At 44.3% G+C, this 13,304-nt stretch carries 10 protein-coding genes; 5 read left to right on the top strand and 5 right to left on the bottom strand.

Features of this window, described 5'->3' with window-relative positions:
• Nucleotides 1-910 (top strand): class I SAM-dependent methyltransferase (locus tag SGI98_10630; GenBank protein MDZ4743857.1); only part of this gene is annotated, 910 nt, incomplete at its 5' end.
• Nucleotides 900-1,979, top strand: a complete 1,080-nt coding sequence (locus tag SGI98_10625; protein MDZ4743856.1) for a glycosyltransferase family 1 protein — start codon at nt 900-902, stop codon at nt 1,977-1,979. The genes SGI98_10630 and SGI98_10625, both read left to right, overlap by 11 nt.
• Before the next feature lie 23 nt (nt 1,980-2,002).
• Here the strand turns inward: SGI98_10625 and SGI98_10620 are convergent, their stop codons facing one another.
• From SGI98_10620 to SGI98_10610, 3 genes are all read right to left on the bottom strand, one after another.
• Nucleotides 2,003-3,277 carry an extracellular solute-binding protein gene (locus tag SGI98_10620; protein MDZ4743855.1) on the bottom strand — a complete coding sequence of 425 codons (1,275 nt, stop codon included), beginning with the start codon at nt 3,275-3,277 and terminating at the stop codon, nt 2,003-2,005.
• Between the two features lie 209 nt (nt 3,278-3,486).
• Nucleotides 3,487-3,789 (bottom strand): hypothetical protein, encoded by a 303-nt coding sequence (locus SGI98_10615; GenBank protein MDZ4743854.1) that lies wholly within the window; start codon nt 3,787-3,789, stop codon nt 3,487-3,489.
• 305 nt (nt 3,790-4,094) lie between these two features.
• Nucleotides 4,095-6,113, bottom strand: coding sequence for a hypothetical protein (locus SGI98_10610; protein ID MDZ4743853.1), 2,019 nt, complete (start codon nt 6,111-6,113; stop codon nt 4,095-4,097).
• Nucleotides 6,114-6,622: 509 nt separating this feature from the next.
• On the opposite strand from SGI98_10610, the gene SGI98_10605 reads away from it, so the two are divergent.
• Both SGI98_10605 and SGI98_10600 read left to right on the top strand, forming a co-directional pair.
• Nucleotides 6,623-7,930, top strand: coding sequence for a DUF4912 domain-containing protein (locus tag SGI98_10605; protein MDZ4743852.1), 1,308 nt, complete (start codon nt 6,623-6,625; stop codon nt 7,928-7,930).
• 79 nt (nt 7,931-8,009) lie between these two features.
• Entirely contained in the window at nt 8,010-9,590 is a 1,581-nt protein-coding gene (locus SGI98_10600; protein MDZ4743851.1) for a 1,4-alpha-glucan branching protein domain-containing protein, read from the top strand.
• Nucleotides 9,591-9,654: 64 nt separating this feature from the next.
• On the opposite strand, the gene pgi is transcribed toward SGI98_10600, so the two are convergent.
• Together pgi and tal are read right to left on the bottom strand one after the other, a co-directional pair.
• A complete protein-coding gene (pgi, locus tag SGI98_10595) occupies nt 9,655-11,295 on the bottom strand; it encodes a glucose-6-phosphate isomerase (GenBank protein MDZ4743850.1) in 1,641 nt (546 codons plus the stop codon).
• Nucleotides 11,296-11,361: 66 nt separating this feature from the next.
• A complete protein-coding gene (gene tal, locus SGI98_10590; GenBank protein ID MDZ4743849.1) occupies nt 11,362-12,324 on the bottom strand; it encodes a transaldolase in 963 nt (320 codons plus the stop codon).
• A 193-nt stretch (nt 12,325-12,517) separates the two neighbouring features.
• Here tal and SGI98_10585 point away from each other — a divergent pair, with 193 nt between their 5' ends.
• Nucleotides 12,518-13,303 (top strand): hypothetical protein, encoded by a 786-nt coding sequence (locus SGI98_10585; protein MDZ4743848.1) that lies wholly within the window; start codon nt 12,518-12,520, stop codon nt 13,301-13,303.
• The last annotated feature ends 1 nt before the right edge of the window (nt 13,304 follow it).

Genomic DNA, 13,304 nt, shown 5'->3' with positions numbered 1-13,304 from the left:
GATATTACCTGATAATATAAATGAATCAAATCATAATAATTGTATTGGATGCTTGAGTCCTGAAATTAATCAGATTGATACAGTTGCATACCTTTGTCAGTGCAAAAAATGTGAACTGATATTTGATACCCCTCAACCACTCTTGGATAGTATTCGCGACTATTACTCTCAACCACAACAATATGATCATTGGTTATCTCAGATAAATGAGAGAGAAAAACTGTGGAAGAGACGCATTCAAACATTTAGAAGCTGTCTAGTCGGCTCAAGTATTTTAGATATTGGGGCAGGAATTGGACAATTCTTAAGCCTGTTAGAAGGTATTATTCCTATTAGGGAGGGAACTGAACTTTCCGGGCGGGCTTTTCAAATCGCACGTGAAAAGTATAATATTAATTTATACAATGGTGATATATCAGATATTATCCTTGATCGAAAGTATGACGTAATCACATTATTTCATGTCCTTGAACACGTTACTAAACCATTCGATTTAATGCTCCGGTGTTCAGAGTTATTGAATAAAAATGGCATATTATTGGTTGCAGTACCAAATGATCAAGATTCATTTAGGAATAAACTTAAAGGATTTTTAAGTCCCTTCCTTAAGGTCTATTGTCCGAAAAGATTCAAGTACCTCGGCCATTTAGGACTGCCGCGCATCATGTCAGACATATCTTTACATGAACTGCATCTTAGTCATTGGAATTTTAATTCGCTCGAGAAATGTTTCACTCTGAATGGGTTTGAGATCGTTGAAATGAAACTTGATCCCTATTATGTAGCAACGGGAATCAAGCTCATATTTGAAAAAAACTTTTATCGCACATGTCAATTGATTTATCATATCTTCGGTTATAATGGCTACGACACGTGTGCTGTCGTATTAAGGAAAAAAAATGTCATCTGAAGTTCTTATCGATTTCAGGATGCACAGGAATTCCGGGATTGGACGGTTTATAACAAACCTCGTTGGAAAACTTCATTCCCGAGGAAAAAACCTTCGTCTACTAGCCTCAAGCAAAGATATTAGCAGTTTAACCCTAAGTTATCCCAATGCCAAAATAAGCATATTTGACACTGCCCTTTTCACACTTAAGGAACAGCTTGGCCACACAGCCTATCGACAGCCTGCCATCATTCATGCCCCCCACTTTAATCATCCTATCCTAGCCAGGCGTCCAGATGTTCTGACTATCTACGATATGTTTGCATTCCAATATCCCGGATTTTTTCGTAACAAAAGGATTGCCGGCCTCAAAATCCTACTTCCTATCCTTCTGAAAAGAACGAAGCTGGTACATTGTATCTCAAAATACACAGCTGACTGCCTAGTCCACTACTATCCATCAGTATCCCCTCAAATCAGAATTATTCATTTAGGCATAGAATCCCGTTTCCAGCCCACAGAATCTCGGCCTGACTCCATAGACAAACCCTACTTCCTCTATGTAGGAAATTTATCACCACACAAAAACCTGCCTGCATTGATCGAGGCTTTAGCCCTTTTCTCACAATCTGGGTGCCAATACCGGCTTGTAATTATCGGTAAAAGTTTTAAAGGACAAATGCAACTACTTGAAGAGTTGATTCGCTCACGCGGACTCAGTGAGCAAGTCATGATTTTGTCTGGATTAAACGATCAAAGGCTATTGGAGTTTTACAGTCATGCCACAGCCCTCATCCATCCATCATTGTCCGAGGGGTTTGGGTTTACGCCGTTGGAGGCTATGGCTTGTGGGACACCAGCACTGATTTCGCGGGCGGGGTCACTCCCTGAGGTCTGTGGGGATGCCGCGCTTTACTTTGATCCTCTCAAGCCGGAAGAGATCGCCGCCCGGATGAAACAAATTGTATTGGAAAAAAACCTGCGACAGGAAATGATTGAAAGGGGAAAAGCACGAGCAAAAGAGTTTACATGGGAAAAATGTGTGGATGGTATTATCGAGTTATATAAAGAAGCGGCATCCAAAAAATAATCTATAGGATGAAAATTATCACATCACTTTTTCTCTGATTCCAGGCGGAGTTTCAAACGGCTCCTGAATGAAGGCTTATCTTCAGGTGATGTCACGATTTTGTGGCCTGATGAAAGACGGTCATCAAGCACTTTCTGGATTTCTTTCATCACAATATTTTGGGGTGCAATTTGCGCATCAGGCAGCTGCAAATAAAAGGACTGCATATCTATTCCCATTTCTTTTCCCTCTGTGAGTGTTCTTTCATTCAACGCAGTCAAAACGGGCAGCCCTACTCCTTCTTCTAACAAAAGTTTTTGAGCCTCTGAACGTAAGAAGAATTGAGCAAGAGCTATCGCCTCTGTTTTATGGACGGAATCCTGCGCTACAGCAAAGAGCTTCGCTTCTAGAACCGTAGCCTTATCGCGGCCCCTTGGGGCAGGTGCAATTTGCCACAAGCTTCTACGATTTGACTGCAGAAGAGACTCTACATCGCTCCATTGACCAAATGTAACAGCAGCCCGCCCAGACTCAAATAAACCTCCTTTGAGTCCTTTTGAATTGATCGTGGCAACATTCATTCCCTTTTGGAGATCACTGTAAAAATCGATTGTTTGGTCTAGGATCAATCTATTTTCAGGGTTTAATAATGTCGTCAGGGAATTAGCATCCGTCCGTGTTTCTCCCTCAAATTGCCAAAACATCATCATTACTTCATCCGCCCGTGACTGCATCTCCATCCCATATTGGTCTATTTTCCCATCACGATCAGTATCCATTGCCGCCGCTTGGGCGGACTCCAATACGTCGGGCCATCCCCAATATTCGGACGGGTAGGATATTCCTATTCCGTCAAATATCTTCTTATTGAACACAAGTACAGCAGTACTCCAAGCAAAAGGGAGACTATATTGCTCGTTCTTAATCGCTAATTTTTTATTCAACTCGGGTAAAATCCCTTCGGAAATTTTCCTGATATCATGATCCTTTCCTATTTGGGCCAGCTTTGCCTTGGCAACCAAAGGGAATAACTCTCGTGACTCGAAATACAATAAATCAACCGGTTGCCCTTTTGATTCCATCCTTTCTAATTCGGCCAAGGCGGAGAAATCGGGGGGGCGAACAAGCAGCCGGACTTTGGCATTCCAGTTAAATCTTTGAAAATCCTCAATTTGCGCCCGGATAAAGGCTTCCTCACGGCTATTTGCAAAGATGAGCACATTAATATCGCGGGCACGTGGCAACGGCTCTGAGTCTTGGGAACAGGCAACAATTAATAACGTAGCTAATAGTAAGCTAATGACATCCAGCTTTTTCACACCCCAAACACTAAATGGGGTTTATTTATTCTGCAATCAAAAGTAGAGAAGTATGCTGCCTGCTGAATTACTTCATCACGTCCCACTAATCAGAATATTTTGCTTCATATTCCTGCGAATGATATTTCAGGCTGTCTTGCTACAAAAAAATAAAAAGCACCACCCGTTAAATCGGTGGTACTGGAGTAAACTGACAACTCTGGGGGGGGTTATTTCCCGTACCCACCGCGCAGGACGGTCAAAGAACGAACAGGTAAAGGCCACTCATATTGGTTGACATAACCAACACGGATCTTATCCCCCACACTTAGGTTATTTTTACGAGAATGACTGGCGGCAAACATGCGCACCTGACCATCATCAGCCACTACAGTGATAGAGTCACGGGATTCCTCAATAGCGGTTATTTCACCAGTAAAGGTGCCGGTTGTGCTGTACGAGCCATCCCCCGCATCGGCTATCAGGCAGAAGGATATTGTTAAGAGGAGGGATGCGAGTATTTTTTTAATCATAAAAGGTTCTTTTGGTTAAGGTTCGGAGCGATATAGACTGATAGATATGGCAATTATGTGTCAGTTTTTTGACAAAACAGTGACATTTTTTAATCCATCATAAAAAATAGATATTTGTCCGATAAAATTCAAAATACACCGTCTGGAAAGATGGTGGAATGATTATGCTCCGGCTGAAAGCCGTCCATAAGCTCGAACCCGAATTTCAAAGATTTGAGTAACCACCTGAAAGGCGGTGGCATTAAAACCAAAAATGAGACATAAATTCCGACTAACTGGCTGGTTTCTCTTTAAACGCTCCAAAATCACTCGCATTTTGTAGGTCTTTTGAACAACCATGACAGCGAGAGCACTGCTGAAATGAGAACCAGAAAGAGTATAGTCGTCTTTGGTTCCGGTACAGGCTGAATATTAAATCCTAATATTGAACCATTGATTATGCCGGATCCAAAATCGGCCGGCAGTAAACTAGAAGAAAGTGAGATAGAATATAGCGGGAGGTTGAGCGCATTATACGTGAATCCGTTAAATGAATTTGTCCCCACAGCATCATAAACCCAATATTTGAGTGTCGCCGCGGAGATTGAAGAAACAATATCAAGCCCGCTATCCAAATAAAACCCTCCTAAATATGTACCAGTAGAAAAACTAGCCAAGTTCAAATATACATCAATTGAATTGCCTGAATTTAATGATGAGGTGAAAGCTGTCATATTTGTAATCCTCATTAAGTCATTGGTAGAAGCAGCAGGACTTGAAAAATCGGGGGCTCCCAAGGCTGTGAATTCAAATGCAAAGTCCAAACCAGCCGATGGATCTACCTGACTGACAGTGAGAATACCCGGGCTATTTCCAGGGCTGACTAACCCCGAACCGGATACCACTCCATTAATACTCCCATGGCCCTCTAGTAATCCCCCCTGAGCAATTTGCAGGCCTCCTGCTGCATTTAAGGTGCTATTAACGATCAAAACGCCATTACTCTGTACGGACATGGATGTTGCCCCACCTGATAAAACACCTCCTGATAAAAGGAGGGTGGAATAATTTGAAATGGCTGAACTATTTTTAACCGTAAAAGCTCCCCCTGTTATCACAAGAGTCGCTTGGGAATTCGTCATATAAAAATTATCAGTAAGGGTGGTTCCTGCAAATTGTTGATGGATCCCCCGCCTGAGGTCATAGGTGGAAGTACCTCCGGCATTTGTGATAATTAACAACCCCCCATTGACTCTCACTGTGTTCCCGGTAGATGAAGCCGTACCCCCAACGATAAAATTTGTGGCATATACCACTCCGTTATTAAGGACTTGCAGCGAGTTACTATTATTCACCACCCCCACTGTCAATGTCCCCGTATTTGACCAGAGGGAACCAGCTCCCGTCACAACCGCCTTACGATTCTTATCACTATATAAACCTGCCCCGTTAGTTGTCCCGGAATTATTCAGTAATGTGGCCCCGTTTGTAATATAGAGGGCGGCCGAATTCGACAAATCACCCGTTCCAGGTGTTGTGTAATTTCCTGATGGAATAACATCAATGGTGGAAACACGGTAACTGCCCATGGCTGCATTCAATTGTGAAATATAGGCCGGAATAAACGCATCGGCGGTAAGATCGTTGGTCACCCCGGGAGAAATAACGACATTTACATCTATACCCGAATGAGTTCCAATAAGGCTTAAAACCCCGTCCCATGGAATAAAAGAAGGACTTCCAGAGTCACCTACTTGACCGACTGCCTGACCCGGAGTCGTATAATCCCGCAGATAAATAGACATCAATGTAGGTCCCGAAATATTCGATATCATTTGAAATGTATAAACAGAATTCGAGCTGCCCATTTGAGCTGTTTGCCCATACATCCAGACTGTTTGCCCCAAATAATCACCCAAAGTCGGCATGGAAAGGACAGGATTAATCTTTACTTTATCTGCCTCAGTGAATGCGGAAGAGAATGTCAAAAGGGAGAGATCCGTCCCGGCAATTTGGGTTTGTGAGGCGACTGTCCTGCTTACTAATACGCTATCATCATTGAGAAATTTGATAGTCGTACCCATTCCCGGCAAAAAATGTGTCGCAAAAACCGCATGCTGAGGACTAATCAGTGCAAAACTTTGTCCTGCACTCGCATTATTCCAACCGATCCCGCTCAGGTCATAATCTGCTGCAAAAAAACTTGGGTTATCTATTGGAGCTGAAGGAAATCCCCCCGAAAAACGGGAATAAGTGGCATTATTTGAATTAATCGTTAATGCAGCCAAAGGACTTGTCAGTAGAAAACTGCAAAATGCTACAACTGTTAGCTTCAAAAAATTCATATCGAGTAACTTTTTATTGACGAATTCTAACCTCGTTTAAATTATCTTATAATTAAACATTAAAATACTCCTTAAAATCTCACAAGACTAAAATCATCAACTTAAATCAACTCATTTTACGACTTAAGATATTCATTTTAAGGTTCTTAGAGCGTAATTAGGAGATTCTTGGTATTTTTTAATGTTTCTATTGAGTGAATAGTAATCGACTTGGCATTATGATTGCTATAAGGTGACGAATCAATGCCGCATGGCTACGCAACACAGCATGAGACTATGCTTGTGGAAACGTATGTGAGGGGCTCCTTGACGGGACTGGGTCATCAGGATCAGATAATGGCGATCAAAATCCTGAATCAACCAATTCCCGACCGAAAAGCTCGTCATTGGATTGCCAAGTGGTTTGGGGAAAAGGAGATTGTTTAGTCACAGGATTGTTCCTTGTCGTTACGACTTGTGACAGATAATCTAATTGAAAATCATATTCGGGGACAGAAAGGATTAACTTTATGGCTATACTAGCAAAGAAAAAATCAGCGGCGGCCGCGAAACGGTCCGCATCCAAAGTTAAATCCATAACACCCGTAAAATCTAAGACATCTTCCCAAAGCCCTGTCAAACGTCATGCAAAGCTGAAACCCGAATCAATTCGTTCACAGTCCAAAAAATCAAATAAAGTTCGTTCAACAGCTGTCGTCAAACGCAGGACTATGGCAAAAATACTGTCGGATCTCATTGATCCGGAAATTGAAATCTCAAACCGTAAATTTACGGTTTCAACTACTCCTTCAACTCCGAGAATTGATTTTGAGGATCTTGGTGAATTGCCGGAAGCTTACGGCACCAAAAAACTTTTTATTTCAGCCCGTGATCCCTATTGGCTCTTTGCTTATTGGGACCTCAGCTGGCAGCAATTCCACGAATACGCTGCCAAAGCCCATGACAGTAAGATTTTCCTCAAAATTTTTGAAGAAAATGGGAATGAGGTTCTTCAATCCCAGATTTCCGACCATGTGAGGAATTATTATTACCACGCGCAAAAACCAAACCTGACTTTTTTTGCAGAACTCGGGTTCTACCGCCATGGTGATCAGCATTTTGAAGTAATATCCCGCTCCGGCACCACCACAGCCCCGCGCGATAACTTTTCACCAAATACCTTTGCCCGTTTTGCCACAATTCCTTTCGAGTGGAGTTTCCGTGCCCTTCTGGAATTGATCAAATCACTCTTGTCTGAAAATGAAGAACTTGCCGAGGCCTTGGCGCGTTTACAGGATCACGGACATCCTTTCCCGTTTAAAGCTAACATCCTAAAGGGGGAATGGACTCAGGAACAAGAACAAGCTCTTATTACCTACCTTGGTGAGGAGGATATGATGCAGACAATTCGTGTAGGCTCCCATGAAGTCACCGAATGGCTCCGCCGCCGTCTCTTAGGGGATACAACATCGGGATTTGTTCCCGGCCTGCTCAGTAGTGAATCACTCAGCAGCTGGTCTAGTCCCGCCGGTGGATATGGACAACGCGAATTTTGGATGAATGTGAATGCAGAGCTGATTATCTATGGATCTACCGACCCTGCGGCGAAGCTCAGGATCTCCGGCAAAGATATAGACATCCGCAAAGATGGCACATTCACCTATCATTGGTCTTTCCCTGATGGTATTTTCCACATTCCTGTAGAGGCTACCTCTCCCGACAATGTCGAGAAACGCGGAGTACTTTTGTCATTTCTCAGAACCACTGCCCGTGATGGTGAAGTGACTAATCATCCTCAAGACCCGAAATACGTCGAACCTTTGGGACGTTTGGAGTAAAGATATCCTTTATATTAGTGCAGAAATGAACTTTGCTCTGGTTTTTGGGGTGATAAAATGCTTTTTTTGAAAGAATCATATGACTAAAGGATACGTTTCAATCGTTCTCCATGCACATTTGCCGTTTGTCAGGCATCCTGAACATGAAGAATTTCTCGAAGAAGACTGGTTATACGAAGCGATTACGGAAACATACGTCCCGCTCGTTCAGATGATGGACGGAATGCTGACCGACGGGGTGGACTTCCGCCTGACCATGTCCATCACGCCTCCATTGGCCAACATGCTTTTGGATCCACTTCTTCAGGATCGTTATGTTCGTTACGTCAATAAACTCCTTGAGTTAAGCTGGAAGGAAATCGAACGGACAAAGCATGATCCGTCTTTCCATAAACTGGCATGGTTCTACCACAAACGCCTGTTGGGCATCCGCCATGTATTCCAAGATCAATATAACCGGAACCTGATTACGGCATTTAAAAAATTCCAAGATGTAGGAAATCTAGAAATCATCACTTGCGGCGCGACCCACGGATTCCTGCCCTTGATGCAAGATTATCCAGAAGCTGTCCGGGCCCAGATCATGATTGCCCGCGATCATTATACCCAATGTTTTGGACGGCCGCCCCGCGGTATATGGCTGCCTGAATGCGCCTACTTCCCTGGGCTAGAAAAAGTCCTCCAAGAGGCTGAAATTCGTTATTTCCTTACTGACACCCATGGGGTTCTGTTTGCTGATCCACGTCCCCGTTACGGGGTATTTGCCCCCATCTTTACGCGGAGCGGCCCCGCCGCATTTGGACGCGACACCGAGTCGAGTAAACAAGTCTGGAGTTCCATCGAAGGTTACCCTGGAGACCCTGTTTACCGTGATTTTTATAAGGATATTGGTTTTGATCTGGATTATGACTATATACGTCCGTATATCCTCCCGACAGGTGAACGTAAATTTACCGGACTAAAATATTACAAAATCACCGGTAAAACCGATCATAAACAACCTTACGATCCGGATGTCGCCCTTGAACACGCAGCCATGCATGCTGGCAACTTCATGCACAACCGAGAGAAACAAGTCGAACACCTGCAAGGCGTCATGGGTGCCCCTCCCATTATTATCGCCCCTTACGATGCGGAGCTCTATGGTCACTGGTGGTACGAAGGGCCTGAATTCCTGAATTATTTTATCCGTAAAAGTGTCTTTGACCAAAGCACCTATAAACTCACGACCCCCGCTGATTACCTAAAGCAATTCGACACCCACCAAGTCGCCACCCCGAGCGCATCATCATGGGGAGCGAAAGGTTATTGGGAAGTCTGGCTCGATGGGCCAAATGCTTGGATATACCCTCATCTCCATGTGGCTGCCCAACGCATGACCGAGGCCGCTTGCATGTATCCAAATGCCTACGGGCAGATGGAACGCGCCTTAAAGCAACTTGCGCGTGAACTCCTCCTCGCCCAATCGAGCGACTGGGCCTTCCTCATGAAGACAGGAACCGCCCCCCACTACGCCGCAAAACGAACCAAAGACCATATCCTGCGTTTCACAAAACTCTTTGAACAAATCAAATACAACCGTATCGACGAAGCTTTCTTGAGTAACCTCGAATGGCGGGATAACATCTTCCCCGATATTAACTGGCGGTATTATTTATAAATTTAAAAAAGAGGGCACATCGATTGATGTGCCCTTTTTCTTTTAAAGATAATCCCGAAATCGTTTATCTTTGTGATTTCCAATAATTAATGAGGCCGTTGGTAGAGGAATCGTGTGAAGAGACTGTTTCTGTTCCTTTGAGCTCAGGCAGGATCTTTTTAGCAAGTTGTTTGCCGAGCTCGACGCCCCACTGGTCGAAAGAGTTAATATTCCAGATGATCCCCTGAGTAAATATCTTGTGCTCGTAAAGGGCGATTAAACGTCCTAATGTGCGGGGCGTGAGTTTGTGGAAGAGAATTGAATTCGTCGGATGATTCCCGTCGAATACTTTAAATGGCGCAAGTTGCTCCAATGCTTCACCACTCATCCCGTCGTTGGATAGCTCGGCTTTGACTTCCTCTAGCGTTTTCCCCTTCATCAAGGCTTCTGGCTGAGCAAAGAAATTCGACAAGAGGATCGGATGATGTTCCCCGATAGGATTCTGTGACTGGGCAGGTGCGATAAAGTCCGCGGGGATAAGCTTGGATCCCTGATGGATAAGTTGATAAAAAGAATGTTGTCCATTCGTGCCGGGTTCACCCCAGATAATCGGGCCGGTGGAATAGTCCACGTGTTTGGCATCACGCGAAACACTTTTGCCATTACTTTCCATGTCGCCCTGCTGGAAGTAGGCTGGAAACCTGTGCATGTATTGGTCGTAAGGGAGTAATGCAACGGTTTGCGAACCAAAGAAATTATTATACCACACCCCTATCAAACCCAAGGTCAGGGGCAAATTGCTCTCCGCAGGTGTATTTAGGAAGTGCTGGTCCATATCGTGCGCACCGGTAAGGAGCTCCACAAAGTTCTCGAACCCGATAGACAGGACGATGGAAAGACCGATGGCAGACCAAAGAGAGTAACGTCCCCCTACCCAATCCCAAAAAGCGAACATATTCTCCTTTTCGATGCCGAAAGCGGTCACGGCTTTTTCATGAGTAGAAAGGGCCACAAAATGTTTCGCCACTTGTGATTCATCTTTTGCTGTAGCGAGGAACCAATCACGTGCAGAATGCGCGTTGGTCATGGTTTCCTGAGTCGTGAAAGTCTTGGATGCAATAATAAAAAGGGTCGTCTCGGGGTTACATGATTTCAGTGTCTCAACAATGTGTGTCCCATCGACATTACTGACAAAATGCACGTGTAAATCCCGTTTTGAATAGGCTTTCAGGGCTTCTGTCACCATGACAGGACCGAGGTCGGAACCTCCTATGCCGATATTCACGATATCGGTAATGGCTTTTCCGGAATACCCCTTCCATTCACCGCTCCTGATCTTTTCACTAAAAGTTTTCATCTGGCCGAGGACAGCATTAACCTCTGGCATGATATCTTTACCATCGACAAGGATCGGGGTATTTGAACGGTTACGGAGGGCAATATGGAGGACTGCACGTTGTTCCGTCGTATTAATCTTTTCGCCCGAAAACATTTTGCGTGCCCATCCCTGGATATCGGCTTGTTTTGCCAAAGCTCGGAGAAGGGTAATGGTTTCTTCTGTAATCCTGTTCTTAGAATAATCGAGGAGAATGTCCTCGAAATTTAAATGGAATTTATCAAAACGACCCGAATCTTCGGCAAAAAGATCACGCATCTGTAGATTGCGCACTTTTTCATAATGGGATTCCAGGGCATTCCAAGCGGGTGAAGCGGTCAGGGTGGACATGGTGACTCCTTTTTATTAATTCGTTCTTGCTTTAGCCCGTGAGGACACGGGCCAAGCAAAATTTGATTAGAGTTTTGAAGCGATGAATTTCTCTAACTTTAAGAGGTCGGCGGTAAAAGCGCGGATACCATCCGAGAGTTTCTCGGTAGCCATCTGATCTTCATTGAGCATCCAGCGGAAAGATTTTTCATCAATCGGGATTTTAGGCTCAGTGCAATTTGCTTCAGCCTTGGAAGCGTCGAGCTTGAGAGGCAAGGTACCCTGCGCGGTCATGAGTTCTTCTAAAAGCTGGGGACTGATCGTGAGCAGGTCACATCCGGCTAACTCGGTGATTTCCCCGAGATTGCGGAAGGAGGCCCCCATGACTTCGGTTTTGTATCCGTACTTTTTGTAATAATTATAAATCCTTGTCACAGACAACACCCCGGGGTCTTCGTGGGAGGCATAGGATTCTTTACCAGTAGATTTTTTATACCAATCAAAAATACGTCCGACAAACGGGGAGATCAGTTGCACGCCCGCATCCGCACAAGCGACAGCTTGGGCAAAAGAAAAAAGTAATGTCAGATTACAATGAATCCCGTCATTTTTGAGTTGTTTGGCCGCTTCAATCCCTTCCCAAGTGCTGGCAAGTTTGATCAGGATACGTTCCTTGGGAATGCCCATCTTTTCATAACGTCCTATGAGACTTTTTGCTTTTGCGACTGAACCGACCACATCGAAACTCAAGCGCGCGTCCACCTCCGTAGAAACACGATTTGGAACGATTTTGAGTATCTCGCCACCAAAGGCCACAAAAAGCTTATCAATCGCCACGGAAAGTTGCTCGGAGCTGCTGGAGCATTCTTGTTTAACATCAGCAAGTGTTTTAGCCACCAGATCCTGATATTCGGGCATCGTCGCAGCCTTAGCAATCAAACTGGGATTTGTCGTCGCATCACGGGGGGTATATCTTTTAATTGATTCAAAGTCACCTGTATCAGCGACTACGATAGAGAATTGTTTTAATTGCTCGAGTAGATTTGCCATAACCAAAACCTTTCCTTAAGGGGATTTAACCGTTGGACATCCAAGGTAAAACCATGCCTGTCCCAGAGTCAAACAAGTTACATGTAACTTTTTCGCACCCAAAAACAGGGCAACGATTCACCTTCTTATTATAAAACTAATGAGTGGCAATATTTTTATAAAGAATTATTGATGCTCTGACAGAATTGCCCCATTGAAACCGCTTATTAAATATATCCATTTCGTTGGCCTCGACGCTCCTGTTGTGGCGATGATATGGCAAATGATTTGGGGGAATTTGCTCAGTAGCGGTCTGCAATGGTTCCATTATGTCATTCTTTTCACCGGGACATGGGCTGTTTACCTGGGGGACCGCTTTCTAGATAACAGCAAGGAGTCCGAGGGTTTTGCCCAGCAACAACGCCATGATTTTGCCGGATACAACCGGAAATTAATCATCGTTCTATGCCTCTTGGCTATTTCTATTTGCACGGTCACAAGTCTACTGATGTTGCGTCCAAAAGGCGCCATCGGAGGTGTAGTTTTCTCCTTGATCGTGGGAGCATATCTCATCGGCATTCATCAACGACGCTGGGCGCAAACGGCACTGGGCGTAAAAGAGGCCGGAGTTGCGGTCCTTTTTGCCTGCGGCACAGCCTTTTTTCCATTAATCTGGAGGACTACCCTCGACATTCAAACGCTCATGGCATTTCTGTTATTTGTTTTATTATGTTTTGAAAATTGCCTGTTCATTACCCTTTGGGAGGAGAGGAAACACTATCCTTTTGTCGAATGGCTGATTTGTTTTATTCCCCTATCCATCTCTTTGGTGTGCGCCTTCCTTTTTCCGGCACATTTTCTTTTTATCCTCGTGGGTATAACCGCGTTTTGCCTCTGGATAACTGCAAAGCAAATTGCACCCGCCAAACCCCTTCTAGCGCGAGTCCTCTCGGATGTAGTCCTCTTAATTCCTGTTTTATGGGTGTTTACCGGAAATTAAT

This window comes from Verrucomicrobiota bacterium, from assembly GCA_034440155.1.
Taxonomy (GTDB): Bacteria; Verrucomicrobiota; Verrucomicrobiia; order JAWXBN01; family JAWXBN01; genus JAWXBN01.
Note: the sequence above shows the minus strand (reverse complement) of the source record. Positions and strands in the feature narration are given on the sequence as shown.

Coding starts and splice junctions, on each gene's coding strand:
- pgi (MDZ4743850.1), bottom strand. CDS start 11,295: ATGTCCACCCTGACCGCTTCACCCGCTTGGAATGCCCTGGAATCCCAT.
- SGI98_10615 (MDZ4743854.1), bottom strand. CDS start 3,789: ATGATTAAAAAAATACTCGCATCCCTCCTCTTAACAATATCCTTCTGC.
- SGI98_10610 (MDZ4743853.1), bottom strand. CDS start 6,113: ATGAATTTTTTGAAGCTAACAGTTGTAGCATTTTGCAGTTTTCTACTG.
- tal (MDZ4743849.1), bottom strand. CDS start 12,324: ATGGCAAATCTACTCGAGCAATTAAAACAATTCTCTATCGTAGTCGCT.
- SGI98_10605 (MDZ4743852.1), top strand. CDS start 6,623: ATGGCTATACTAGCAAAGAAAAAATCAGCGGCGGCCGCGAAACGGTCC.
- SGI98_10600 (MDZ4743851.1), top strand. CDS start 8,010: ATGACTAAAGGATACGTTTCAATCGTTCTCCATGCACATTTGCCGTTT.
- SGI98_10625 (MDZ4743856.1), top strand. CDS start 900: ATGTCATCTGAAGTTCTTATCGATTTCAGGATGCACAGGAATTCCGGG.